The following is a 24,515-nucleotide window of genomic DNA, read 5'->3' as shown; positions in this document are numbered from 1 at the left end:
TTCAAAAGTAAAGAACTAGCCAGTCACCCCAATGCAAAGACCCGCAATTACTTACATAGTTCCGACATACAACAGCAGCTGCTTTATTAAAGAGACATTACTCTCAGCAAAGTCTGCTTCAGGCAACCTCGCATACGAAATTATTCTTATCGACGATTGCTCATCAGACATCGATCAATTGCGAACTATCGCAGCTAACACACCTCATTGTGTACTCATAGAAAAAAAAATAAAGACCAACGCTGCTGACTCTAGACGCCTAGGCGTCGAAGCAAGTAATGGTATATATGTTCAGTTCCTTGATTCTGATGATAGGTTAGTTCCAAATTCACAACCTGGAAAATTAGCAACCCTAATCAAAACTGGGGCGGACTTCATAGTCACTGCTTTTGTTGAAGGTGATAATATCATCAGAAGTGAGCTAGAAGAAAACTTAGCTCTTACTGGCGATGGTCGTATTTATCTATTCGAAAAAGGTCTTGATGTCAGATCATCAGTAGTTCTAATAGATAAATCTTCATTTCAAAATAAAACATTCAACCCAGCCCTGACAAAACACCAAGACTGGGGTTTTTTCATCGAAGCCTTAGATAGAGGCCTAAAATTCTGCTATAGCAAAGAGGTTGCAACAATTATCGATGACAGGCGAGTCGGCAGAATGAGCAGCCGAGTCAATAAGGAAGGAAGTAAATTATTTATATCACTAGCAAAACTATCAAAAAACCAGAGTTCCAATCTAGCTAAGCGCCACATAAAGATATGCTTATATTGCAATGACTTCCAAGCTTTCAAATATTACGCAAGCCTACTCACCAAAACCCCAAACAGCCTGAAAAACACAATAATAAGAACTATCGCCACAGCGCCATTCGGCAAATACATATTCAAACCTCTAAGTTACCTTTTAAGGGCCGTGAAAATCTAATGATTCCGAAGATCATTCATTATTGCTGGTACGGATACTCGACCCCTCCGAAAATGTACGAGCGGTGCATAGCGTCGTGGAAGCAACACCTTCCAGAATATAAAATTCAACGCTGGGACCTATCCAACACAGACCTATCGTCACCATTCCTAAAAAACTGCTTTCAAAAGAAGCACTGGGCATTCATTTCTGACTACATAAGAATGAAAGCACTTCACCAATACGGTGGCATATACCTAGATTGCGACATGGAAATTATCAAAGACATATCCCCACTTCTCAATAACGACTGTTTCTTGGGTTATGAATCTAAAGATCGCCCAACTAGCGGAATTATAGGGTGCATACAAGGGCATTCTCTCCCTAAAGCATGCATGGAAATAATAGATGACCGTTTCAAAAGAAGAATGCCTTACCTAATTGCCCCAGAGGTTGTTATCCAAGCGCTGAGTGGAAATACGGAATCGGAGAGGATATGTATCTACGAAGAAGAGTACTTCTACCCCTATAATCCTTACGACCAGAATAGAAAAAATGAAAGCCTGATGTATGCCGATATCACCGAAAACACCTACGCCATTCATCATTGGGGGAAAAGTTGGAGCCAGAGCTTAAGAACTCGCGCGTTGAAGAAAACCATGGACCTACTTAGAAAAAAGCCAATTTAACTTAAAAACCCTTGAAATTAAAACCCAAACTTCGAATCTACGCACTAGTTATACCACCCATGCCAACCGAGAAAATAAATAACAAATCTCTAATCACATTCATCAATCCTTTCTCTTACTACACGATAAGAAGGCATCATTCTGGCGACCTAATACTAAAAAACTTCGACATTAACTATGATGGAATATCTCTTGTAGCAATTGACAACCTCCTATTCTTCAACAACACAAAGAGATCAAGCTTTGACGACACCTCTCTAGCGCCCATAGTGCTCAAGGCTGTTTCCGAAAAAAATCTTAAACTAGGAATCATAGGATCCTCTCGCGAAACGATCTTAAAAGCCAAGAGAATCATAGAGGCCAAGTATGGAATAAATATAAAACACACACGTGATGGATATTTTAAGGAAAATGAACTTAGCCAGATCTTAGAAGAATTCAAAGAATGTGAAATTGTTATAACCTCGATGGGAACACCTCTTCAGGAGGACTTCCTTCTCAGTCTCAAGCAGAGCGGTTGGAACGGTACAGGATTTACATGCGGGGGATACTTCGATCAATTAGCGTCATCCAATGGCCTTAATTATTACCCGCCCTTAATCGACAAGCTTCATATGCGATGGCTTTACCGAATCTACAAAGAACCCCGACGACTATGGAAGAGGTATCTGGTGTATTATCCTCTTGGAATTATTTACTTCGTCTTTGACAGGCTAACACGACAAAACTGAACGCTCTGCTAATTTGCAATTCAGGACATCGTCGCTTACACCAACTTTTAATATCGTAAATTCTCCGGAATTATTTCTCATGGAGACGCAATGAATAGCATGGACCGAGGAATACTTCGCCCTCACCAAGCAGTCATTTCTATTCTTCAAAAGCTGCTTGATCTCTGCGTTATTGGGGTCAGTATGGAGGTAGTCCTGACAGCGAATGCCGCGCGGTGGGACTATTCGGCTGTTATCGCAACTCTATTTTCGCTCGTAATATTTTATCTGCTAAGCGATTTCGGGCAGTTATACACCTCATGGCGAGGTGAAAGGACGCGAGATGAACTACGTAAGGTTGGAGGGATCTGGGCAGTGAGCTTCGCGGGGGTCGCAGTCACCGACTACCTCTCGCCGGAGATTACGCTGCTCAATGGCGCAGGCCAGCTCCAATGGTTCTGCTTAGTGCTCATTGGTTTCTACGGTTACCGAATTCTCCTGCGCTCTATACTCCATACACTTCGCCGTCGCGGCTTCAATACTCGCTCCGTTGCTATTGCGGGCGCTGGGTCATTGGGCCAGCGGCTGGCCAAGAATATCGCCAGCGCCCCCTGGATGGGGCTGGAGCTGGCAGGTTTCTACGATGATAAACGCTTTGATCCGGTAAGCCTCAGCAAGGGCGGTGTAAAGCTTCCGATTTCCGGAAATCTAGAAGCCCTGGTTGACCGTGCCCGCGCTGGGGAATTGGACCGCATCTACATCGCCCTTCCAATGCGCAGCGAAGAGCGCATCAAGTGTCTCGTGGAACAATTGAGCGATACCACGGCCTCCGTTTACATCATTCCCGATGTTTTCGTCTTCAATCTTCTCCATGCCCGCGCCCAGAACATCGCCGGCATTCCTACCATCAGCATCTTCGACAGCCCCATGGTCGGTGCCGGGGCACTGGTGAAGCGTCTGGAGGATGTCATTCTTTCGACGTTGATCCTCTGCCTTATCGCAGTGCCCATGCTAGTGATCTCTGCCGCCATCAAGTTCACATCCCCCGGTCCAGTGTTCTTCCGCCAGAAGCGCTACGGCATCGACGGCCGCTCCATTGAAGTCTGGAAGTTCCGCAGCATGCGGGTGATGGAAAACGGTGCGAAGGTCACACAGGCCACCCGTAATGACAGCCGCATCACCCCGGTCGGCGCCTTCCTGCGCCGCACGTCGCTGGATGAGTTGCCGCAGTTCATCAACGTGCTGCTCGGCGACATGTCCATCGTTGGTCCACGCCCCCATGCAATCGCCCACAACGAGGAATACCGCGGGCAGATCAGCAGTTACATGCTGCGTCACAAGGTCAAGCCGGGCATCACCGGGTGGGCGCAGGTGAATGGCTGGCGCGGGGAGACGGACACCCTGGAGAAGATGCAAAAGCGGGTCGAGTTCGACCTCGCCTACATCAATAACTGGTCACTCTGGTGGGACCTGAAGATCGTCTTCCTGACCCTGTTCAAGGGCTTCGTTCACCAGAACGCCTACTGAACCGCCGCCAGCACGCCTTAACCAGATATCCCCTTCACCAGCCTCTCTCTTTTCTGACAGCCACCTTCCAAGTCGGTTGCTAACCTGCGCCACCTCCCAGGCTCCCGCTGCCAAACGCCGCTGAGGAAGCCTCACTGTCCATTCCATTTCCTATCCTGGCTTCGTCATGATTCGTCCATTGTCCGTCGCTATCCTTACCGCCCTCGCCTTGCAAGGCTGCATGTTCTCCCCCGGCCAGTACCTGGATACCGGGCGACTGACGCAGGAAGACTCGGCTGAATCCAGCCGCGTCCAGCTGGTGCAGATCACTCCCAAACTGCTCACGGTCGAAGCCGCGACACAGAGAACGGAGTCGATCCCGACGGAGCTGACCAGCTTCCACCCCGAGAGCTATCAGATCGGCGCCGGTGACCTGCTTTACATCACCGTGTGGGACCACCCCGAGCTCACCTCTCCGGCTGGCCAGCAACAACAGACCGACGCCAACGGGCGCCTGGTCCGGCCCGACGGCACGCTGTTCTACCCCTACATTGGCACCTTGCAAGTCGCCGGGCACACCATCGAAGACGTCCGCAAGACCATCAGCCTGGCACTCTCGGCCTATGTGGAAGAGCCGCAGGTCGATATCGCCATCCTGCGCTTCGCCAGCCAGCGCGTGCTGCTCAATGGCGCCTTCATCAAGGCCGGGCCACAAGCGATCACCACGACGCCGCTGACCCTGATGGAAGCCATCGGTGCCGCCCAGCTCGACACCGTCAACGCGGACCTCTCCGGCCTGACCCTACAGCGCGGCAACCAGGTCTACCCCTTGAACCTGGATGCCCTGAACACCGCGCAGGGCTCCGACCTGTACGGCCTTTATCTGAAGGACGGCGACCGCATCTATCTGCCCTACAACGACCGCAAGAAGGTCTACTTGATGGGCGAGGTCAACGCCCCGCGCGCTCTGACCTTCAAGACCCGCGACATGAACCTGGCCGATGCGCTGGGCAGTGTCGGCGGCTTGAACCAGACCACGGCCAGCGGCAAGGCGGTTTATGTCATCCGCGGGGTCGAGAACCTCGAACAGGAACGCGCCACGGTCTTCCAGCTCGACGCCAACTCGCCCACCGCGTTCATCCTGGCCCAACAGTTCCAGCTACAGCCGCAGGACGTGGTCTACGTTGGCCCGGCCGGCGTGACGCGCTGGAACCGCCTGATCAGCCAGTTGGTGCCGTCCGCCGGCATCCTGGGCACCGGTTCGACCGTGCAGCGCAACCTCACAAACAACAACTGACCTCCAGCCATGAACGCCCTTCGCTTGCCGCTGCTGGCCTCTCTGGCCGCCTCGCTGTGCGCCTGCAATCCTCTGATGCAAGGCTCCCTGAACACCCTCGGCGCCAGCCTCAGCCGCCCAGCGCCGCTGGAGCTGACCCGCGCTCAGGTCGAAGCCGTGCCCTATTACCAGATCCAGGTCACCACCGAGTACGGCTCGGCGGTGATGGCTCTGGTACGCATCCAGGGCGACCTGCAGTACTGGCGCACGTCTTCTGGCCAATTTCTGCTGCTGCAGGATGGCATCGTGGTGCGCACCCTGGGCTTCCCGAATGACCTGTTGAGCACAAGGCTCAGCGCTGATTCGCCCTTCCACCGGGGGTTGCACCGGATCACAGACGGCCAGCAGAGCCAACGCAGGGTCGATCTCGGACCTGATTATCAGCTGGGCGTCCTCGTCAACGGAAACCTCTCCCACGGCGGCACCGAGACCATACGAGTTCTCGATCAAGACCTGGCTCTCCTGCGCGTCGACGAGCAGTTGAGCGCGCCTATCGACGGAATGTCGTCCACCAATCGCTACTGGGTCGATCCCAAGGACGGTTTCATCCTGCAGAGCCAGCAGCAGGTCGCACCGGGGTTGAACGTCACCATTACCCAACTGCGCCCACTCCGGGGGCAACCATGAAGTTCGCTCGACTCTGCTGCCTGGCCGCCTGCTTCCTGGCCAGCACCACGCTCCTCGCCGCTTCCCGTATCGAAGTACTGGGCTCCCTGCCCTCCCCCGGGGAAAAGCAGATCGCCGAAGGCCTGCGCCTGGGACAGTTGCTCGGGCAGTTGCAGGTGGACCCTCTCGGTTACTGGCTCGGTGCATCCTGGCAACTTCAAAGCCTGAAGCAGGAACAACAGCGGCTGAAGGCCGGCATCCTGTTCGATCTGATCCAGTTGCAACGTCTGGCCCGATTGCAGGACAACCCCAGCCTGGCGAACGCCGCGCGGCAGTTGAACGAGCAGGTAAGCGCACTTCCGGTGACCGGTCGAAAGATCTACCCGCTTGACCCGCTAGCCGTGGAGCTGAACGCAGCACACTCGCCGAAACTGCTGGGCGGCGACCGCCTGATCTTTCCGCCCCGCCCGGACTACGTTCGCATCGTCGGCGCGGTATCGCAGGACTGCGCACTCCCATTCGTTCCGTTGCAGCAGGCCTATCGCTACGCACAACAGTGCCCCGCATTGGCCGACGCAGACCCGGACTACCTCTACCTGATCCAGCCCGACGGCCAGGTGACGCGCCTGGGCATTGCCCTGTGGAACCGTGAAGAAGCGGTTCCACCGGCTCCCGGTGCCGTGTTGCTGGTTCCACTGAACGCCAGCGATATCAATGCCATCGCCCCGGACCTGAACCGCGAGCTGGCCGAATTTCTCGCCACCCAGCCCTTGCCGGCGGACGCACCATGAACCCTCGCTACGGTCTTTACCCCCTGCTGGTCGTTGCCAGCCTGGCGAGCGCCGAACCCCGCTATACCCAGAATGATTTCGGCGGCGTCGGGCTGCTGCAAACCCCCACTGCGCGCATGGCGCCGGCCGGGGAAATCAGCATCAACGCCAGCCGCACCGATCCCTACTCACGCTACAGCTTCTCGTTGCAGCCGTTCGACTGGATGGAAGGCACCTTCCGCTATACATCGATCAGCAACCGCAAGTACGGCGCGCAAGACTTCAGTGGCGACCAGAGCTACAAGGACAAAGCCTTCGACGTTAAATTCCGACTGCTGCAGGAAAGCCGTTGGGCGCCGGAAATAGCTCTGGGGGGAAGAGACGTTGGTGGTACAGGCCTGTTCTCCAGCGAGTATTTCGTCGGTAACAAACGTGTCGGTGATCTGGACTTCAGTCTGGGTCTGGCCTGGGGCTATATCGGTAATCGTGGCGAATTGGATAATCCCCTTGGATGGGTCGATGACCGATTCAAGAATCGCCCCGTGCCCACGAGCGATGTGAACAATGCTGGCTCGTTCGATGCGAATGCCTACTTCCGCGGCCGCCCCTCCCCCTTCGGCGGCATCAACTGGCAAACCCCCTGGGAGCCGCTCTCGCTCAAGCTGGAATACGACGGTAACGACTACCAGCACGAGCCGCTGAACAACAACCAGAAGCAGAGTTCGCCCTTCAACATCGGCATGGTTTTCAAGGCCAACGACGCGATCGACCTGACTGCCGCCTTCGAGCGCGGCAACACGGCAATGTTCGGCATCACCTTGCACACCAACTTCGCCACGCGCACGGCACCGGCCAAGGTCAGCGACCCGGCCCCCGAACCCCTGGTGGAGCGCACGTCCGAGCCCGGTACCAGCTCGGCGGATTGGGCAGACGTCTCCCGCCGCGTTGAGGAAAATGCCGGCTACAAGGTCGAACGCATCACCCGCAAGAACAGCGAAGTGGTGGTCTATGGCGAGCAGACCCGCTACCTCTACCCGCCCGAAGCCGTCGGCCGTGCCGCGCGCATCCTCGACAACAGCGCCGATGACGATGTCCAGTGGTTCACCGTCGTCGATACCCGCTATGGCCAACCCATGGTCGAAACCAGCGTACCGCGCAAAGTATTCCGTGACGTGGCCAACCAGGAACGCCCGCTGGAAGACCTGCGCCGCAGCACCGAACAGAACGTACCGCTGCCGCAGCAGGAAGAGTTGCTCTACGCACAGCAACCCGACCCGTTCAGCTACAACGTCGGCCTGGGCTACAACCAGAGCATCGGCGGGCCGGACAACTTCCTCCTCTACCAATTCACCGCCGATCTCGACAGCGAATACCGCTTCACGCCGAGCCTGTGGGCGAACGGCCTGCTCAGCGTCAACCTGATCAACAACTACGACGACTTCAAGTACGACGCCCCCAGCGGGCTGCCGCGAGTGCGCACGGACATCCGTCAGTACATGACGACCTCCAACGTCACCCTGCCGACCTTCCAGCTGAACAAGACCGCACGGCTGGACCAGGACCTCTACGGCATGGTCTACGGCGGCTACCTGGAAAGCATGTACGCCGGCGCTGGCGGCGAATTGCTGTACCGCCCAATGAATCAGGACTGGGCGCTGGGCGCCAATCTTGACCTGGTGCGCCAGCGCGATTTCGACCAGCACTTCGGGCTGCGTGACTACCAGACAGCTACTGGTTTCGTCACCCTCTACTGGCAGACCGGCTTCGAAGACATCCTCGCCACCGCAAGCGCCGGCCGCTATCTGGCACGGGACTGGGGTGGCACCCTGGACCTTTCACGGCAGTTCCGCAACGGCGTCCGCTTCGGCGCCTGGGTGACGCTGACCACCGCCAGCAAAGACGAATACGGCGAAGGCAGCTTCGACAAGGGCATGTACGTATCGATCCCCTTCGATGAGCTGATGAGCAGCTCCACCATGCGCCGCGCCAATCTCTCCTGGGACCCGCTGACCCGCGATGGCGGCGCAAGGCTCAACCACTACTACTCGCTGTATGACCTCACGGACGGGCGCGACCAGACGATGTTCCAGAACCTCTTCGGACGTATCGTGAAATAACTCGATGCTCACTTGGATCATGGCGCGGAAACCAAAGTCCCCCACAATGGTCTGACGCCCCTTGGTTCAAAGGAGAGCTCCATGAAGAAAACCCTTCCCCTGCTGCTGATGACCGGCCTGCTCACCGCCTGTAGTTCCAACTTCTCCGGCGACAAGGCGTCGCTGGATGGCGAAGTCTTCTACCTGCAACGCATCGCCCTGCCGCCTACCGCCCAGGTCACCGTCAGCCTGCAGGACGTATCGCTGGCCGATGCCCCGGCGGTCGATCTCGCCCAACAGCAACTGGAGCCCGGGCGTCAGGTGCCGCTGGCGTTCCATCTGGATTACGACCGCAACCAGGTCAAACCGGGCCATACCTACGCCGTCAGCGCGCGTATCGAGGACAGCGGCCGCCTGCTGTTCATCACCACCGAGCGCCACAGTGTGAAACTCGATGGCAGCGATCCGCAGCCGCTGCGCGTCCGCGTCGACCCCGTGCGCTGATTCACCGCGCCGCCGGGTTTTCCCCGGCGGCCATCCTCCGTTAATCTCCCCCCTCCATTCTCCACCTCGGCGGTTCGCAAACCGCCGGGTTTCGCCAAGGAAGTACCGATGCTGCGATTCCCCGTTCTGCTGGCCGGCGCCCTGCTGTCCGTCAATGCCTTCGCCCTGTCCCTCTCCGACCTCAGCCAGAGCGACGCCACCGGCGGCCTGAAGGATGCGCTGACTCAGGGTGCACAGGTGGCCGTGAAGCAGCTCAGCCAGCCCGGCGGATTCAGCAATGACCCCGCCGTGCGCATCGAGCTGCCCGGCAAGCTGGGCAAGGCCGCCAAGACCATGAAGCAGTTCGGCATGGGTGCCCAGGTCGACCAGCTCGAGGCGAGCATGAACAAGGCAGCCGAGGCCGCCATGCCGCAAGCACAGGCGCTGCTGGTCGATGCGGTGAAGAAGATGAGCGTGACCGACGCCAAGGGCATCCTCCAGGGCGGCGACCACTCCGCCACCGACTACCTGAACCGCAGCAGCCGCGATCAACTGCGCGCCAAGTTCCTGCCGATCATCAAGCAGGCCACCGACCAGGTTGGCGTGGCCAAGCAGTACAACGCCTTCGCCAGCCAGGCCGCCGCCTTCGGCGTGGTCGATGCGAAGAACGCGAACATCGAGAACTATGTGACCGAGGAAGCGCTGGACGGCCTGTTCAAGCTCATCGCCGAGCAGGAAAAAACCATCCGCCAGAACCCGACTGCAGCGGCCACCGGGCTGGCGAAGAAGGTGTTCGGGGTGCTCTGACTTCGATCCGAACGAGACAAGGGAAAGCCCGGCAACTGCCGGGCTTTTTCGTGCCTGCTTATCTCTCCCCTGTAACAGCGCGCCGGGACATAAGCGATGGATATCGCTTCGCTCCACACCATCCTACGAAGAGCTCCCCTTTCCGTAGGGCGCATAACCCGGAACGGGTTACCCGCCGTGATGGCTACGTCCGTCTCTCAGCCCAGCAGGCGGGCGGCATCGCCGAAGCGCAGCCAGACGCCGCCTTGCCACTCCAGTACCGCCAGCGGGTAACCCTGCACCTCGCGCACGGCGTGGCGGGGGACGAACCCCGGTGGCAACTGCGCGTCACGCAGGGCCGGCACGACTTCGTTGCTCAGCCACTGGCGCAGGTTGCGGTTTTCCGGGTGGTAGAAGTACACCAGCAGCAGGGTGTAGAGGCCGCTTTCGCTGACCAGTAGCTCGTCCTCTTTCCCGCCTTCGAGCCGTACCCAGCGGTACTGGTCGGCGTCGAGCTTGCGCGGTACGCGGGCGGCGAAGTGGGTATTGGTCAGGCGCGCGAGGTCGCGGGCGGAGAACCAGGCCTGCCGATCAATCATCAAACCGCGCAACGGGCGATCGTAGCGCTGGAAGGTGTGGAAGCTCAGGCCGTTGTCGGCTGGGAACATCGTCGAAGGGTTCATGCGGTCTCTCCCTGTACAGCTCAGTTGGCTACAGCTGGAAAGCCGCCATCCCGGAAAGGGAGGCGGACCGTGCAAGGGTGGAAAACCGGGAGCTTTAAGCCAAAGACCGGCCGGGCCGAAGCCCGCCTCGCACGGTCCGCCATGGACAGCCAGAGTCGGCCCGGCCTTTGAAAAGGCCGGGCCATTCCCTGCTATGGCGAATGCTTAAAGCTCACAGGTTTCCACACCTGACCACGGCTGTTCCGTGGCGGAGAGAACGCTAAGCAGTGGCTTTGTAGGACCGCAACGCCGTTGATGAGTCAGGCGGTTCCCGAATGAATGTCCCGAGCCTGACGGAGTGATCCGGGCTTGGGAATCGTGCTCAGGAAAGGACAGCGAGGGTGACAGGTCGAAGGGTTCGCGTCTGTCGGGTTATTCGCCTCAGAGCGTCGGACGGCGGATAACGCTGCGCGTTATTCGCCCTACATCGGGGTTCGACCTGTAGGAGCGCGCCATGCGCGCGATTCGCGGGCATGGACCGCTCCTACAGGGAGGTACTGAAGCTAGGCCTCTTTCTTCACGCGGAACCAGGCCGCATAGAGCGCCGGCAGGAACAGCAATGTCAGCGCCGTGGCGACGATCAGGCCGCCCATGATCGCCACCGCCATCGGCCCGAAGAACACGCTGCGCGACAGCGGGATCATCGCCAGCACGGCGGCCAGGGCAGTCAGCACGATGGGGCGGAAGCGCCGCACCGTGGCCTCGATGATGGCGTGCCAGGTGTCCAGGCCATGGGCGCGGTCCTGTTCGATCTGGTCCACGAGGATCACCGAGTTGCGCATGATCATCCCCGCCAGGGCGATGGTGCCGAGCATGGCGACGAAGCCGAAGGGCTTCTGGAACACCAGCAGGAACAGGGTCACGCCGATCAGCCCCAGGGGCGCGGTGAGGAACACCATGATCATCCGCGAGAAGCTACGCAGCTGGATCATCAGCAGGCTGAGCACCACCACGATGAACAGCGGTACGCCGGCGTTCACCGAGTTCTGCCCCTTGGCGGAATCCTCCACGGTGCCGCCGACGTCCAGCAGGTAGCCGTCGGGCAGCTCGGCGCGGATCGGGTCCAGCGTCGGCGAGATCTGCTTCACCAGGGTCGCTGGCAGCGAGTCGTCGTAGATGTCGGCGCGAATGGTCACCGTGGGCAGGCGGTTGCGCCGCCAGATGATGCCTTCCTCGAAGCCGTACTCCAGCGTCGCCACCTGTGACAGCGCGACGCTGCGACCACTGCTGGTCTGCATCGACAGGCTGGGCAATTGCGAGAGGTCATGCCGGCCACGCTCGTCGCCACGCAGGAGGATCTCGATCAGCTCGTTGTCCTCGCGGTAGTAGCTGACGGTGGAGCCGGTCAGCGAGCTCTGCAGGAACTGCGAGATGTCCGAAGTGCTCACGCCCAGGGCGCGGGCGCGTTCCTGGTCGATGTCGAGGAAGATCGCCTTGCTCGGCTCTTCCCAGTCCAGGTGCACGTTCACCACGTGGGGGTTCTCGCGCATCTTGTCGGCGACCTTGCGCGCCAGTTCGCGGACCTCCGGGATGTGCTCGCCGGAGACGCGGAACTGCACCGGGTAGCCCACCGGCGGGCCGTTCTCCAGGCGGCTGATACGGGTACGCAGGGTCGGGAAGTCTTCGTTCATGTGCTTGATCAGCCACTGACGAATCTCTTCACGGGACTCCAGGCTCTTGGCCAGGACCACGAACTGCGCAAAGCTCGCCGCCGGCAGTTGCTGGTCCAGCGGCAGGTAGAAGCGCGGCGAACCGGTGCCGATATAGGCTACGTAGTTGTCGATGCCCGGATGCTCGGCGAGCATTTTTTCCAGGCGGTTGACCTGCTCGGTGGTGGCGGTCAGCGAGTCACCCTCGGCCAGCTTCAGGTCCACCAGCAGTTCCAGGCGCGCCGAGGGCGGGAAGAATTGCTGCGGCACCAGGCGGAACAGCATGATCGAGCCGATGAAGGCCGCCACGGTGAGCAGGATCACCGTCTTGCGGTAGCGCACACACCACTCCACCACACGGCGGAAGCGCTGGTAGAAAGGCGTCGAATACGGGTCGTGACCCTTGTCGCTGCCGCCGTGCTTTTCCGCGTGGCGCTTGGCGAGGTCGGGCAACAGCTTCTCGCCCAGGTAGGGCACGAAGACCACGGCGGCGATCCAGGAGACCAGCAACGCGATGGTCACCACCTGGAACAGCGAGCGGGTGTACTCGCCGGTGCCCGACTGCGCGGTAGCGATGGGCAGGAAGCCGGCGGCGGTGACCAGGGTGCCGGTGAGCATCGGGAAGGCCGTGCTGGTCCAGGCGTAGCTCGCCGCCTTGAGCCGGTCGTAGCCCTGCTCCATCTTCACCGCCATCATCTCCACGGCAATGATCGCGTCGTCCACCAGCAGGCCCAGCGCCAGCACCAGCGCGCCGAGGGATATCTTGTGCAGGCCGATGCCGAAGTAGTACATGCAGGCGAAGGTCATCGCCAGTACCAGCGGGATCGACAACGCCACAACCAGGCCGGTGCGCAGGCCGAGGGAGAAGAAGCTCACCAGCAGCACGATGATCAGCGCCTCGGCCAGCACGCGGACGAACTCGCCCACGCCTTCGCGCACCGCTGCCGGCTGGTCGGAAACCTTGCGCAGCTCCATGCCCGCCGGCAGCGTCTGCTGCAGCCGTTCGAACTCAGCGTCGAGCTTCTTGCCCAGCACCAGGATGTCGCCGCCGTCCTTCATGGCCACGGCGATGCCGATGGCGTCCTCGCCCATGAAGCGCATGCGCGGAGCGGGCGGATCGTTGAAGCCGCGATGGACCTCGGCGACGTCGCCGATGCGGAAGGTGCGATCGCCGACGCGGATCGGGAAGGAGCGGATGTCCTCCACCGAATCGAAACGTCCGGAGACGCGCAGTTGCACGCGGTCGGTCGCGGTCTCAAAGAAGCCGGTGGCGGTCACCGCGTTCTGTTCTTCCAGCGCCTTCTGCACGGCGGCCAGCGGCAGGCCGAGGGTGGCGAGCTTGGTGTTGGACAGGTCGATCCAGATCTTCTCGTCCTGCAGGCCGACCAACTCGACCTTGCCGACGTCCTTGATCCGCTGCAGTTGCAGTTGCAGACGGTCGGCGTAGTCCTTGAGCACCGCGTAGTCGAAGCCCTTGCCCGACAGCGCGTAGATATTGCCGAAGGTGGTGCCGAACTCGTCGTTGAAGAACGGCCCCTGGATGCCCTGCGGCAGGGTGTAGCGGATGTCGTTGACCTTCTTGCGGATCTGGTACCAGAGCTCGGGAATGTCGCGGGAGTGGAAGTCCTCGCGGGCGACGAAGGTCACCTGGGATTCACCGGGGCGGGAGAAGGAGATGATGCGGTCGAAATCACCGGTCTCCATCAGCTTCTTCTCGATGCGCTCGGTGACCTGGCGCGAGACTTCCTCGGCGGTCGCGCCCGGCCAGTTGGTCTTCACCACCATGGCCTTGAAGGTGAACGGCGGGTCCTCGCTCTGCCCCAGCTTGGAGTAGGACAGCGTGCCGACAATGCCCAGCAGGAGCATGAGGTACAGGACGATGGAGCGGTTGTGCAGCGCCCAGGCGGAAAGGTTGAATTGCATCGGGCGTTACTCCTTCGCCACCAGCTTGACCGACCGGTTCTCCCGGTCGACAGGCCGTACCTCCTGACCTTCACGCAGCACCTGCACACCCGCCGCCACCACCCAGTCGCCATCCTTCAGGCCTTCGAGCACTGGCACGCGGTCTTCGGCGTAGGGGCCGATGCGCACCGGGCGGCGATGCAGGGTGGAGGTTTTCGGATCGACTACCCAGACGAACGGCTGGCCGGCTTCGGACGTCAGCGCGGCGAGCGGCACGGCGAGCGGCACGGTGCCCTCGGCATGGATGTAGACGCGGGCGCTCTGGCCCAGCTCGGCCGGCACCTTGGCATCGTCGAACGCCACCCGCGCGGCAAAGGTGCGCGACTGCGGATCGGCCGCCGGCGACAGTTCACGGATCTTGCCGCTGAAGCGCTTGTCGCGCTGCGACCAGAGTTCGACGCTCACCGCCTCGCCGACGCGGAAGCGTTCGAAGGCATGTTCGGGGAAGCTGATCAGCACTTCGCGGTCGCCGTCGGCGGCCAGGGTGAAGACGGTCTGCCCGGCGGCGACCACCTGCCCCACTTCCACCCGGCGGGTGGCGATCACGCCATCCTGGGGCGAGCGCAGCACCGCGTAGCCGGCCTGGTTGCTGGCCACGTCGTACTCGGCGCGAATCTGCTTAACCCGCGCCTCGCCGGCGCGGTAGGTGTTCTCGATGTTGTCGAACTGCGACTGGCTGACCAGCTGGCGCTCCAGCAGGGTCTTGTAGCGGGCGTATTCGGAGCGCACCGTCTGCAGGTTGGCTTCGGCGGCGGCCACCTGGGCGCGCGTGGCCTCGAGCTGCAGGCGGACGTCTTCAGGATCGAGTTCCGCCAGCGGCTGGTCCTTCTTCACCCGTTCGCCGGTTTCCACCAGACGCTTGCTGACTTTTCCGCCGATGCGGAAGGCCAGTTCCGGCTCATGGCGCGCATGCACTTCACCGGGATAGGCCTCGGTGATATCCCGCGCCGGCAGCGGCTGCACCACGATGGCAGGGCGTACCGCGGGCTTCGGCGGCTCGCCGTTACCGCAGGCGGAAAGGGACAGGATGAAGGCAGCAGGCAGCGCGACAGACAGAGCATGGCGGAACATGATGTGTGACCTTTCGCAAAACGCGGTTGGAATTCTTATACTCGCCGGTATAGTAAAAATACAGAACCCATCAGTCCAGTATTAGAAATGTAAAGACATGTCACCAACGAACTCATCGAACGGACCGGGTCGCCCCAAGGATCCGGCCAAGCGCAAGGCCATTCTCGAAGCCGCCAAGGAGCTGTTCGTCCGCTACGGCTACGACGGCAGCAGCATGGAGGCCATCGCCGCCGAGGCCGGGGTGTCCAAGCTCACCGTGTACAGCCACTTCACGGACAAGGAGACGTTGTTCGTCGAGGCGGTGCAGGCCAAGTGCGCCGAGCGCATGCCCGAGCTGTTCGCCGAGCCGCCGGCCGACGCGCCGCTGGAAAGCCTGCTGCTGAACCTGGGTCGCGGCTTCAATCAGTTGATCAACAGCCCCGAGGCGATTGCCCTGAGCCGGCTGATGGTGGCCCAGGGCGCGGGCAACCCGCATCTCTCGCAGCTGTTCTTCGAGGCCGGTCCGCAGCGCGTGCTGGACCAGATGGAGCGCCTGCTGGAGCAGGCCCGCCAGCAGGGCAAGATGAAGATGGACTGCCCGCGTCGAGCCGCCGAGCATTTCCTGATGCTGGTGCAGGGCTGCGTGCACTTCCGCCTGATGATCGGCTGCGAGAATCCGCCGACCGCGGAAGAAGCCGAGGCGCATGTGCAGGAAGTGGTGGCGTTATTCCTCAGGGCCTTTGCGCCCTGATGCTCACCGTAGGGCGCATAACCCGGAACGGGTTATCCGCCGATGCCATGGCGGCGGATAACGCTGGCGCGTTATGCGCCCTACGGGCTGAACAGCCGTAATCGGCTAATCGCGAGAAAACGCGTCGAGATCAAAAGCCCCTCACCCTAACCCTCTCCCGCAAGCGGGAGAGGGGACCGTTCGGCACAGGATGAAACCATAGTGTCAGCCGGCGCGGGCGACTCCCTCTCCCTGAGGGAGAGGGCTGGGGTGAGGGGGAAGCGCAAGCACGGATCGCTCGGCCGGGAAAAGAAAACTCAGCCCTTCAGGCTTTTCAGCGGATAGATGTCATAGCGGCTGGACTTGCCTTCCAGGCTGTAGCTGGGCTTGCCGCCCTCGATGATCGGCGCCTTGCGCGGGCGCTTGACCACCACCCGGTGGCTGGCCAGTTTCAGTGCCGCCTCCAGCAGCGCCGGAGCGTCGAGGTCATCGCCCACCAGCGGACGGAACAGACGCATTTCCTTCTTCACCAGTGCGCTCTTGTCGCGGTGCGGGAACATCGGGTCGAGGTAGATCACCTGCGGCGCCTCCCCTTCCCACGCGGTCATGCGCTCGATGGAGTTGCCCTGCAGCAGGCGCATGCGCGCGACGATGGCGCCCACCTCGAAATCCCCCGCCGCACGGGCCAGGCCGTCTTCCAGCAGCGCGGCGATGATCGGCTGGCGCTCGGTCAGGTCCATCTCGCACCCCAGGGTCGCCAGTACGAAGGCGTCTTTGCCCAGGCCAGCGGTGGCGTCCAGCACACGAGGACGCACGCCCTGCTGGATGCCGACGGCCTTGGCGATCATTTGCCCGGCGCCGCCGCCGAACTGCCGGCGATGCGCAGCAGACCCTTCGAGGAAATCCACCCGCACCGGGCCGGGCGAATCCGGCCCCAGCTGCAGCAGCTGCAAGCCGTCATCACCCAACTGCAGGGCGAAATCGGCATCGCCCTCCCCCATCGACAGACCGAGCCGCTGCGCCCACTGCTCGGCGGCGGCCTGCCAGGCAGGTGCCAGCGCCTGGACGACGATGCGCGGCGGGGTGAGGACTTCGGTCATGACGGGGCGATCCTGGGAAAAGCCGCCATTCTACCGCAGCACGCAGCGGGCAGGCTCAACGGCAGATCTGCCAGCCGCCCAGGTCGAGGTGGAAGTGATCGTGGTGCGCGCGGTTGTAGTCCGGCCCGAGCACGCCGTCGAAGTTGCTGCACGCGCGGTCGCGCACGGAGCGCAGGAAGCGTGCGGCGTCGCCATCCCCGCTCCAGTCTTTCGCTACCACGATGCGCCTGCCATCGGCCAGGCGGAAGGCGGCAACGTCCAGCGCGTTGGCCGTGGCGTGCTGGCTGCGCCGGGCATCGGCGCGGCCATAGATATTGCGGCAGGCGAAGCTGCCCAGGTGCTCCACTGCCACCACCGGCTGGCCGTAGATTTCCCGCGCGGCCGCTTGCAGGGAGTGACGCTCGAACAGCGCAAAACTCACCGCCAGCGGGCAACTGGCGAGGAAGCTGCTGCTCAGCTTCACCCCGGCAGCCTGCACGCGCCAGACGTTGTGCAACGGGCAGCCGGCCACGGGTTCGCTATCGGCCATGGCCTGCGCCTTGAGGTCGGAGCTTTGCAGCGCCAACTGGCACAACTGCGCATCATCACGCAGGCGCCAGAGCTTGTAGCGCGTCAGCAGGTTCGGCTCGTCGCGCACATCCAGCGGCGCCCAGGGATTCCAACGGCTTGGCACCTCGATCCAGCGCTGCTGCAGCGCCAACGCCATGCCGGCGCATAAGACGACGAATCCGAGCAACCACCAGCGCAAGGCTCAGCCCCGGAACAACCCGTTGATCCGGTCGAACGGCATGGCGCCGTGCATCGGCGTCAGGTCGCCTTTGGCCAGGGCTTCGGAGGCGCTGAAGAACGCACCGTAGGCCGCCCGCGCCAGACAAGAGCCGACGCTGACGCGCTTTACACCCAACTCGGCCAGTTCCTCCAGATTCAGCTGCAGCGCCGGCGAGCCCACCAGCACGTTGACCGGGCGCGGCGCCACGGCGCTGACGACGGCGGCGATTTCCTCGCGGGTCTTCAGGCCCGGCGCGTAGAGCACGTCAGCACCGGCTTCGGCAAAGGCCACCAGGCGGCGGATGGTGTCGTCCAGGTCGACGCGGCCGTGCAGGAAATTCTCCGCCCGCGCCGCCAGGGTGAAGGTGAACGGTAACGCGCGGGCGGCCTGCACGGCGGCAGCGACGCGCTCGACTGCCAGCTCCAGCGGGTAGATCGGCGCATCCGGGCGGCCGGTGGCGTCTTCGATGGAACCGCCAACCAGCCCGCAAGCAGCGGCCAGACGGATGGTTTCGGCGCAGTCTTCCGCTGCATCGCCGTAGCCGTTCTCCAGGTCGGCAGCGACCGGCAGCGGCGTTGCTTCGACTATCGCGCGGGCATTGGCCAGCGCTTCGTCACGGCTCACCGTACCTTCGGCGTCGCGCCGGCCGAGAGCGAAGGCCAACCCTGCGCTGGTGGTGGCCAGGGCTTCAAAGCCCAGGTGGGCGAGCATCTTCGCCGAGCCGGCATCCCAGGGATTGGGCAGGACGAACAGGCCGTCGCGCTGGTGCAGCGCGCGGAAGGCGTCACCACGTTGCTGTTGGTTGGTCATGGCTGTCTCCTTGCCGAACGGGGAAGGAGCAGGTTAGCCCCCTCGCCTGCAGGGCGCCATGCACAGTTGGCGGCTCAGAGCAGGCCGAGCTGTTCCACTTCCGGCTTGGGCTCGAACAGCGGTGGCAGCCCCGGCAGGCGCTCTCGCAGCAAGGCGTGGAAGCGCTGCGCCTGTTCGGCGGCGCGGTGGTTGTCCGGAGTGTGGAGGAAGACGTAGGGCGTCAGGCCCTGTTCGATCCACTCGGCAACCTTGCCAACCCAGGGCGCGAGATGGACGAGATTGGCGTCCAGATCGGGGCCGCCGATGAAGCGCACCTGCGGGCTGTCGCTGAACGCTGCCGGGCGCACCGGCACCTTGGGCTTCTTCGACTGGGCATGGAGCACGGCCGGATCATCGGACTGCACGGCGAACAATGCCCGCGAGTCCAGGCAGATGCGTTCGACGCCACGGTCCAGCAGCAGGCGGTTCAGCGCCCGCTCCTCGTCGCCCTTGGCGAAGAACGCCGGGTGGCGCACTTCCACGGCGATGCGCCGCTCGGAGAACTCATCCAGCCAGGCAGCCAGCTCGCCCAGGCGATCCGGGCCGAAGCTCGCGGAAACCTGCAGCCACAGCGGCGCCACGCGCTGGCCCAGCGGCGCCAGCAGCGCGAGGAAGTCCCGGGTGTTTTCCAGCTGGCCGCGCAGGTCGCCTTCGTGACTGATGTCGCGCGGCAGCTTGGCGCAGAAGCGGAAGGTCTCCGGCATGGTTTGCGCCCAGCGCGCGAGGGTGTCGGCGTTGGGGCGGGCGTAGAAGGTGGTGTTGCCTTCCACGGCGTTGAACACCTGGGCGTAGAAGGACAGTGTTTCGGCGGGGCGCAGGTCGGCGGGATAGAAAGTGCCGCGCCAGGCGGGCTCGTTCCACGAAGGGCAGCCCAGGAAGTACGGCAGTTGCATCAGGCGTAGAGGTCGAGACCGACGACTTCCTGGCCTTCGTACTGGCTGACCATGCTGGCGGTGCTGGTATAGCTGGCGAGCGCCTGGGCCGCGCGGGAGGTCAGCGGGCGCTGGTAGTCGAGGTTGTCGCGCAGGGTCGCCGGCAAGCTGTAGCTGCTGGCGTTGGAGGACTCCACGCGGCGGGTCTGCGATTGCGAGTCGAGCCCCTGGCTGGCCGAGGTCGGCGCGGGCTGCTCGCGGCGGGTCTCGACGTCACGCTGCACTTCCCGGAACGGAGTGACAGCAGTGCCCGTGCGGGAACCGCGCTCCGTGGTCTGGGATGTGGAGGTAAAGCCGTCGATACGCATGGCGAAAACTCGGTGGGAATGCCCATCACTCTAGCGACCGCGCGCGACTGCGGTCAATTGGCACAGGTCAGGCTTTCTTGGGGGTCGCCACGTTGTCGCGCAGGTAGACCGGCTGGGCCTGCTCTGCGTCAACCGCATCGCCGCGGGCCCAGGCGAATTCGGCCAGGGTCAGCAGGTCTTCGGAGTGCGGCAGCAGGCTGGCATCACAGGCGGCAACCTTCACCGCCAGGCGCTCTTCGAAGCCCCAGCCGGTGCCGGAGCCGAACCAGTTGCCCTGGGCATCGCGCGGCAGCTCGACACGCTCGGGCGGCAGTACCGCCTCGGCGCCGGCCAGGCGCATCTCGCCCTGCTCCAGGCGGTAGCAGCCCCAGTACACCTCGTCCATGCGCGCATCGATGGCCGCAGCCACCTGATGGGCGCCGTGCTCACGGTAGGCGCGCTGAGCGAGCACGGCCAGGTCGGAGATCGGCAGCACCGGTTTCTGCAGCGCGAACGCCAGGCCCTGCACCACGCCGATGGCGATCCGCACGCCGGTGAAGGCACCGGGGCCGCGACCGAAGGCGATGGCGTCGACGGCGGAGAGCGCGATGCCGGCCTCGGCGAGGATGTCCTGCACCATGGGCAGCAGGCGCTGGGCATGCAGGCGCGGGATCACCTCGTGGCGTACGAACCGGCGGCCGTCATGCAGCAGGGCGACGGAACAGGCTTCGGTCGAGGTATCCAGGGCCAGCAACGTGGGCATGGTGTTTTCCATAGGACGTTGAGAACAGGGCGATAAAAACGGGCGGGCATTATAAACGCCAAAGGCCCGCATGTGCGGGCCTTTGGCTGATACGGCGATGGATCAGTTCAGAGCGCCGAGCACCTTGGAGGTGATCTGCTCGACCGAACCGACACCCTCGACGCGGGTGTACTTCGGAGTGCCCTGCGCATCCGCCAGCTTCTGGTAGAAGTCGACCAGCGGCTTGGTCTGCGAGTGGTAGACCGACAGGCGGTGACGCACGGTGGCTTCCTTGTCGTCTTCGCGCTGGATCAGCTCTTCGCCGGTCTCATCGTCCTTGCCAGCCACTTTCGGCGGGTTGTGCTCGACGTGGTAGACGCGACCCGAGGCCGGGTGAACGCGGCGACCGGCGATACGGCCGACGATTTCCTCGTCGTCCACGGCGATCTCGACCACGTGGTCGATGGAGACGCCCGCTTCCTTCATGGCCTCGGCCTGGGGAATGGTGCGCGGGAAGCCGTCGAACAGGAAACCCTTGGCGCAGTCGGGCTGGGCGATACGCTCCTTGACCAGGTTGATGATCAGGTCATCGGAAACCAGGCCGCCGGCGTCCATTACGCTCTTGGCCCGCAGGCCGAGCTCGGTGCCAGCCTTGACCGCTGCACGCAGCATGTCGCCGGTGGAAATCTGCGGAATGCCAAACTTCTCAGTGATGAAGCGAGCCTGGGTACCTTTGCCGGCACCGGGCGCCCCGAGCAGAATCACACGCATCGATATGCTCCTTAATACTTGTTAAGCGAAATCACGGATCCGCCTCGTGGGGCCAATCTCATCATGCTTGGAATGGCGCAGAGGTGCGCCGAAAGGTTGCTCACGATACACAGCGGTCCCACACCACACAAGCCGGCCATGGGGACTGCGCACGCCGATCCCGGGCCGTTTCCGTACCCGGGATCAGCCATCAAATTAATCTCAATTGGCGGCGCGGCAATCCACCTTTGGTGGGGGGTTGCCGACCCTCAGCCGGTATTTCGCAGCCCCGCCGCAATACCGGCCACTGTCACCAGCATGGCTTGCTCCAGACCGCCGCAGGCATCGCCCGTGCAGCGCCGCGAGCGCGACAGCAGCTCGGCCTGGAGCAGGTGCAGCGGGTCCAGGTAGGTGTTGCGCACGCCGATGGATTCGCGCGTCTCGGCGGCGTGGGCGAGCAGCTGCGATTGCCCTGTAAGCCCCAGCACCACTCGCACCGACTGCGACAATAGGTCGCGTAAATGCGCACCTAATGGTCGCAGTTCCGATTGCACCAGTCGCTCGTCGTAGAGTTGGGCAATTTCCCGGTCAGCCTTGGCCAGCACCATCTCCAGCATGTCGATGCGCGTGGTGAAGAACGGCCACTCCTTGCGCATGCGCCCCAGCAGTGCGCCTTCACCGCGCTCGATGGCCTTGAACAGGGCATCTTCCCAGCCCAGCCAGGCCGGCAGCATCAGGCGCGTCTGGGTCCAGGCGAAGATCCAGGGGATCGCGCGCAGGCTTTCCACCCCGCCCTCGCGGCGCTTGGCCGGGCGGCTGCCCAGCGGCAGGCGGCCCAGTTCCTGCTCCGGCGTGGCTTCGCGGAAGTAATCGACGAACTGCGGGTTCTCCCGCACCACCGCACGGTAGGCGAGCACGCCATCGGCGGCCAGGCGGTCCATCTCCTCGCGCCAGGCCGGCTCGGGCACCGGCGGCGGCTGCAGGGTGGCCTCCAGCACGGCGGCCAGGTAGAGGTTGAGGTTCTGCTCGGCGATGTCCGGCAGGCCGAACTTGAAGCGGATCATCTCGCCCTGCTCGGTGGTGCGGAAACGCCCGGCCACCGAGCCCGGCGGCTGCGAGAGGATCGCCGCGTGGGCCGGGCCGCCGCCACGCCCGACGGTGCCGCCACGGCCGTGGAACAGCAGCAGCTCGACGCCATGGTTGCGACAGATGTCCACCAGCGCCTCCTGCGCGCGGTACTGCGCCCAGGCCGCGGCCAGGGTGCCGGCGTCCTTGGCCGAGTCGGAGTAGCCGATCATCACTTCCTGCGGCCCGGCCAGGCGGGTTCGGTAGCTGTCCAGGCTGAGCAGGCGGTCGATGCAGGGGCCGGCGTTGTCCAGGTCATCCAGGGTCTCGAACAGCGGCACCACGCGCATCGGCCGCTCCAGCCCGCATTCCTTGAGCAGCAGTTGCACGGCGAGCACGTCGGACGGCTGCCCGGCCATGGAGATGACGTAGGAGCCCAACGAGGCGGCCGGCGCCTGCGCCACCACACGGCAGGTGGCGAGGACTTCGGCGGTCTCGGCCGAGGCCTGGTAATTGGCCGGCAACAGCGGGCGGCGGCTGGCCAGTTCTTCCAGGAGGAATTCCTGGCGCACGCTTTCGTCCCACTCGGTGTAGTTGCCCAGGCCCAGGTGCTCGGTGATCTCGGCCATGGCATTGGCGTGGCGCGTGGAGTCCTGACGCACGTCCAGCCGCGCCAGGAACAGCCCGAAAGTGGCGGCGCGGCGCAGGGTATCGAGCAGGTCGCCATCGGCGATCACGCCCATGCCGCAGGCCTGCAACGAGCGATAGCAGAGTTGCAGCGGCTCCAGCAGTTCGCGGTTGTCCTGCAGCACCTCGGCGCCCGGCTCCTCGCCGCTGTGGATGGCGCGCTCGGCCCAGGCGCGGGTGGCGCGCAGGCGTTCGCGCAGTTGCTTGAGCAGTGCGCGATAGGGCTCGGCAAGGTCGCCGACCTCGCCGCGCAGTTCTTCGCTGGCCTGCTGCATGGAGAGCTCGGCGGCCAGGCTGTCGACGTCGCGCAGATAGAGGTCAGCCGCCATCCAGCGCGCCAGCAGCAGCACCTCACGGGTGATGGCGGCGGTGACGTTGGGGTTGCCGTCGCGGTCGCCGCCCATCCAGGAGGCGAAGCGGATCGGCGCGGCGCTCAGCGGCAGGCGCTCGCCCAGGGTTGCCTGCAGGGTTCGATCGACATGGCGGAGGAAGGCCGGCAAGGCGTGCCAGAGGGAATGTTCGATCACCGCGAACCCCCATTTCGCCTCGTCCACCGGGGTCGGACGGGTACGGCGGATCTCGTCGGTGTGCCAGGCTTCAGCGATCAGGCGCTGGAGTTTTTCCTGCACCGCCTGGCGCTCTTCGGGCAGCAGGTCGGAGTGGTCGCCGGCGGCCAGTTGCCCGGCAATGGCGTCGTACTTCTGGATCAGCGTGCGGCGCGCCACTTCGGTGGGGTGCGCGGTGAGCACCAGCTCGATCTCCAGGTCCGCCACCTGACGCGCCAGGCCCTCGGCGCCCAGGCCGGACTTGCGCAGGCGGCCCAGCAGTTCGGCCAGCACACGATTCTCGAAGGGCTCCGGCTCCTTGGGCGTGCGCCGGCGGATACGGTGGTACTGCTCGGCGATGTTGGCCAGGTTGAGGAACTGGTTGAAGGCGCGCGCCACCGGCAGCAGTTCATCTTCGCCCAGGCCGTCGAGGGTCGCGGTGAGCTGCTTGGCGCCTTCGGCGGAGCCGCGCCGGGCGGCCTTGGCGCCAGTGCGGATCAGCTCGATCTTGTCGAGAAAGCCCTGCCCGTACTGGGCGCGAATGGTCTGCCCGAGCAGCTCGCCGAGCAGGTGAACGTCCTCGCGCAGGCGCGCATCGATATCCGGCATCGCAGTCTCCTGGATCAGAGAGAGAAAGGGCGTCGCAGGGTTTACAGTGCCGCCGGCGCAGCCGGCAGGCAAGCGCTCGACGAACGCCCGCAATCCTGCTCGGACAACGTCTAGGCTGAAAGTTATCCCCATCGATGGGAAAACCTGCGGCGACCTCACGAGGGCCGACCGCCACGTAACG

The 24,515-nt window shown here is 62.7% G+C and carries 22 protein-coding genes; 11 read left to right on the top strand and 11 right to left on the bottom strand.

All coding sequences use genetic code 11. The features are described from left to right. Window positions 1–31: 31 nt before the first annotated feature. From IB273_RS31490 to IB273_RS20640, 10 genes are all read left to right on the top strand, one after another. Window positions 32–925 carry a glycosyltransferase family 2 protein gene (locus tag IB273_RS31490; RefSeq protein WP_225610219.1) on the top strand — a complete coding sequence of 298 codons (894 nt, stop codon included), beginning with the start codon at window positions 32–34 and terminating at the stop codon, window positions 923–925. Continuing rightward, a complete protein-coding gene (locus tag IB273_RS20680) occupies window positions 868–1,593 on the top strand; it encodes a glycosyltransferase family 32 protein (protein WP_318652498.1) in 726 nt (241 codons plus the stop codon). Before IB273_RS31490 ends, IB273_RS20680 begins: the two co-directional genes overlap by 58 nt. Window positions 1,594–1,652: 59 nt before the next feature. Then, window positions 1,653–2,324 (top strand): WecB/TagA/CpsF family glycosyltransferase, encoded by a 672-nt coding sequence (locus IB273_RS20675; RefSeq protein ID WP_192224903.1) that lies wholly within the window; start codon window positions 1,653–1,655, stop codon window positions 2,322–2,324. Between the two features lie 90 nt (window positions 2,325–2,414). Further along, window positions 2,415–3,830: an undecaprenyl-phosphate glucose phosphotransferase gene (locus IB273_RS20670; protein ID WP_192224902.1), complete on the top strand. Its 1,416-nt coding sequence runs from the start codon at window positions 2,415–2,417 to the stop codon at window positions 3,828–3,830. Window positions 3,831–3,996: 166 nt separating this feature from the next. Next, window positions 3,997–5,106 (top strand): polysaccharide biosynthesis/export family protein, encoded by a 1,110-nt coding sequence (locus tag IB273_RS20665; RefSeq protein ID WP_192224901.1) that lies wholly within the window; start codon window positions 3,997–3,999, stop codon window positions 5,104–5,106. 9 nt (window positions 5,107–5,115) lie between these two features. Next, window positions 5,116–5,772, top strand: a complete 657-nt coding sequence (locus tag IB273_RS20660; RefSeq protein ID WP_192224900.1) for a YjbF family lipoprotein — start codon at window positions 5,116–5,118, stop codon at window positions 5,770–5,772. Then, complete coding sequence (locus IB273_RS20655; protein WP_192224899.1) at window positions 5,769–6,542, top strand: capsule biosynthesis GfcC family protein; 774 nt, start codon at window positions 5,769–5,771, stop codon at window positions 6,540–6,542. The genes IB273_RS20660 and IB273_RS20655 overlap by 4 nt, the downstream gene beginning before the upstream one ends. Next, window positions 6,539–8,638: a YjbH domain-containing protein gene (locus IB273_RS20650; protein WP_192224898.1), complete on the top strand. Its 2,100-nt coding sequence runs from the start codon at window positions 6,539–6,541 to the stop codon at window positions 8,636–8,638. Before IB273_RS20655 ends, IB273_RS20650 begins: the two co-directional genes overlap by 4 nt. An 81-nt stretch (window positions 8,639–8,719) precedes the next feature. Beyond that, window positions 8,720–9,121: a YbaY family lipoprotein gene (locus IB273_RS20645; protein WP_081517853.1), complete on the top strand. Its 402-nt coding sequence runs from the start codon at window positions 8,720–8,722 to the stop codon at window positions 9,119–9,121. Window positions 9,122–9,229: 108 nt separating this feature from the next. After that, window positions 9,230–9,907 (top strand): DUF4197 domain-containing protein, encoded by a 678-nt coding sequence (locus IB273_RS20640; protein ID WP_081517852.1) that lies wholly within the window; start codon window positions 9,230–9,232, stop codon window positions 9,905–9,907. A 197-nt stretch (window positions 9,908–10,104) separates the two neighbouring features. Here IB273_RS20640 and IB273_RS20635 read toward each other — a convergent pair whose 3' ends face one another. The 3 genes from IB273_RS20635 to IB273_RS20625 all read right to left on the bottom strand — a co-directional run bounded on the left by IB273_RS20635 (window position 10,105) and on the right by IB273_RS20625 (window position 15,290). Beyond that, entirely contained in the window at window positions 10,105–10,569 is a 465-nt protein-coding gene (locus IB273_RS20635; protein ID WP_225610218.1) for a Bro-N domain-containing protein, read from the bottom strand. A 542-nt stretch (window positions 10,570–11,111) separates the two neighbouring features. After that, entirely contained in the window at window positions 11,112–14,180 is a 3,069-nt protein-coding gene (locus tag IB273_RS20630) for an efflux RND transporter permease subunit (RefSeq protein WP_081517851.1), read from the bottom strand. 6 nt (window positions 14,181–14,186) lie between these two features. After that, complete coding sequence (locus IB273_RS20625) at window positions 14,187–15,290, bottom strand: efflux RND transporter periplasmic adaptor subunit (RefSeq protein WP_081517850.1); 1,104 nt, start codon at window positions 15,288–15,290, stop codon at window positions 14,187–14,189. Between the two features lie 97 nt (window positions 15,291–15,387). Between IB273_RS20625 and IB273_RS20620 the strand changes: the two genes are divergently transcribed. Next, window positions 15,388–16,020 (top strand): TetR/AcrR family transcriptional regulator, encoded by a 633-nt coding sequence (locus IB273_RS20620; protein ID WP_081517849.1) that lies wholly within the window; start codon window positions 15,388–15,390, stop codon window positions 16,018–16,020. A gap of 296 nt (window positions 16,021–16,316) precedes the next feature. Here the strand turns inward: IB273_RS20620 and IB273_RS20615 are convergent, their stop codons facing one another. The 8 genes from IB273_RS20615 to ppc form a co-directional block, all read right to left on the bottom strand. After that, window positions 16,317–17,099 (bottom strand): class I SAM-dependent methyltransferase, encoded by a 783-nt coding sequence (locus IB273_RS20615; protein WP_192210108.1) that lies wholly within the window; start codon window positions 17,097–17,099, stop codon window positions 16,317–16,319. A gap of 55 nt (window positions 17,100–17,154) precedes the next feature. Further along, window positions 17,155–17,805, bottom strand: coding sequence for an extensin family protein (locus tag IB273_RS20610; RefSeq protein ID WP_192224897.1), 651 nt, complete (start codon window positions 17,803–17,805; stop codon window positions 17,155–17,157). 45 nt (window positions 17,806–17,850) lie between these two features. Continuing rightward, the gene (locus IB273_RS20605) at window positions 17,851–18,678 is read right to left on the bottom strand and encodes an isocitrate lyase/PEP mutase family protein (protein ID WP_192224896.1); all 828 of its coding nucleotides are present in this window, start codon (window positions 18,676–18,678) and stop codon (window positions 17,851–17,853) included. A 74-nt stretch (window positions 18,679–18,752) separates the two neighbouring features. Then, window positions 18,753–19,613, bottom strand: a complete 861-nt coding sequence (locus tag IB273_RS20600) for a DUF72 domain-containing protein (RefSeq protein WP_139791533.1) — start codon at window positions 19,611–19,613, stop codon at window positions 18,753–18,755. Beyond that, window positions 19,610–19,957, bottom strand: coding sequence for a hypothetical protein (locus tag IB273_RS20595; RefSeq protein WP_081517844.1), 348 nt, complete (start codon window positions 19,955–19,957; stop codon window positions 19,610–19,612). The genes IB273_RS20600 and IB273_RS20595 overlap by 4 nt, the downstream gene beginning before the upstream one ends. A 67-nt stretch (window positions 19,958–20,024) precedes the next feature. Next, window positions 20,025–20,699 carry a tRNA (adenosine(37)-N6)-threonylcarbamoyltransferase complex dimerization subunit type 1 TsaB gene (gene tsaB, locus IB273_RS20590; protein ID WP_192224895.1) on the bottom strand — a complete coding sequence of 225 codons (675 nt, stop codon included), beginning with the start codon at window positions 20,697–20,699 and terminating at the stop codon, window positions 20,025–20,027. Between the two features lie 102 nt (window positions 20,700–20,801). Next, entirely contained in the window at window positions 20,802–21,449 is a 648-nt protein-coding gene (gene adk / locus IB273_RS20585) for an adenylate kinase (protein WP_192224894.1), read from the bottom strand. Window positions 21,450–21,697: 248 nt separating this feature from the next. Beyond that, window positions 21,698–24,334, bottom strand: coding sequence for a phosphoenolpyruvate carboxylase (gene ppc / locus IB273_RS20580; RefSeq protein WP_192224893.1), 2,637 nt, complete (start codon window positions 24,332–24,334; stop codon window positions 21,698–21,700). Between the last annotated feature and the right edge of the window lie 181 nt (window positions 24,335–24,515).

It is taken from the genome of Pseudomonas sp. PDM19, assembly GCF_014852215.1.
GTDB lineage: Bacteria > Pseudomonadota > Gammaproteobacteria > Pseudomonadales > Pseudomonadaceae > Pseudomonas.
Note: the sequence above shows the minus strand (reverse complement) of the source record. Positions and strands in the feature narration are given on the sequence as shown.

Excerpts from the sequence above, each read along its gene's own strand:
- IB273_RS31490 (WP_225610219.1), top strand. The coding sequence starts at position 32 with ATGCAAAGACCCGCAATTACTTACATAGTTCCGACATACAACAGCAGC.
- IB273_RS20675 (WP_192224903.1), top strand. The coding sequence starts at position 1,653 with ATGCCAACCGAGAAAATAAATAACAAATCTCTAATCACATTCATCAAT.
- IB273_RS20670 (WP_192224902.1), top strand. The coding sequence starts at position 2,415 with ATGAATAGCATGGACCGAGGAATACTTCGCCCTCACCAAGCAGTCATT.
- IB273_RS20665 (WP_192224901.1), top strand. The coding sequence starts at position 3,997 with ATGATTCGTCCATTGTCCGTCGCTATCCTTACCGCCCTCGCCTTGCAA.
- IB273_RS20660 (WP_192224900.1), top strand. The coding sequence starts at position 5,116 with ATGAACGCCCTTCGCTTGCCGCTGCTGGCCTCTCTGGCCGCCTCGCTG.
- IB273_RS20655 (WP_192224899.1), top strand. The coding sequence starts at position 5,769 with ATGAAGTTCGCTCGACTCTGCTGCCTGGCCGCCTGCTTCCTGGCCAGC.
- IB273_RS20650 (WP_192224898.1), top strand. The coding sequence starts at position 6,539 with ATGAACCCTCGCTACGGTCTTTACCCCCTGCTGGTCGTTGCCAGCCTG.
- IB273_RS20645 (WP_081517853.1), top strand. The coding sequence starts at position 8,720 with ATGAAGAAAACCCTTCCCCTGCTGCTGATGACCGGCCTGCTCACCGCC.
- IB273_RS20640 (WP_081517852.1), top strand. The coding sequence starts at position 9,230 with ATGCTGCGATTCCCCGTTCTGCTGGCCGGCGCCCTGCTGTCCGTCAAT.
- IB273_RS20635 (WP_225610218.1), bottom strand. The coding sequence starts at position 10,569 with ATGAACCCTTCGACGATGTTCCCAGCCGACAACGGCCTGAGCTTCCAC.
- IB273_RS20630 (WP_081517851.1), bottom strand. The coding sequence starts at position 14,180 with ATGCAATTCAACCTTTCCGCCTGGGCGCTGCACAACCGCTCCATCGTC.
- IB273_RS20625 (WP_081517850.1), bottom strand. The coding sequence starts at position 15,290 with ATGTTCCGCCATGCTCTGTCTGTCGCGCTGCCTGCTGCCTTCATCCTG.
- IB273_RS20620 (WP_081517849.1), top strand. The coding sequence starts at position 15,388 with ATGTCACCAACGAACTCATCGAACGGACCGGGTCGCCCCAAGGATCCG.
- IB273_RS20615 (WP_192210108.1), bottom strand. The coding sequence starts at position 17,099 with ATGACCGAAGTCCTCACCCCGCCGCGCATCGTCGTCCAGGCGCTGGCA.
- IB273_RS20610 (WP_192224897.1), bottom strand. The coding sequence starts at position 17,805 with ATGGCGTTGGCGCTGCAGCAGCGCTGGATCGAGGTGCCAAGCCGTTGG.
- IB273_RS20605 (WP_192224896.1), bottom strand. The coding sequence starts at position 18,678 with ATGACCAACCAACAGCAACGTGGTGACGCCTTCCGCGCGCTGCACCAG.
- IB273_RS20595 (WP_081517844.1), bottom strand. The coding sequence starts at position 19,957 with ATGCGTATCGACGGCTTTACCTCCACATCCCAGACCACGGAGCGCGGT.
- tsaB (WP_192224895.1), bottom strand. The coding sequence starts at position 20,699 with ATGCCCACGTTGCTGGCCCTGGATACCTCGACCGAAGCCTGTTCCGTC.
- adk (WP_192224894.1), bottom strand. The coding sequence starts at position 21,449 with ATGCGTGTGATTCTGCTCGGGGCGCCCGGTGCCGGCAAAGGTACCCAG.
- ppc (WP_192224893.1), bottom strand. The coding sequence starts at position 24,334 with ATGCCGGATATCGATGCGCGCCTGCGCGAGGACGTTCACCTGCTCGGC.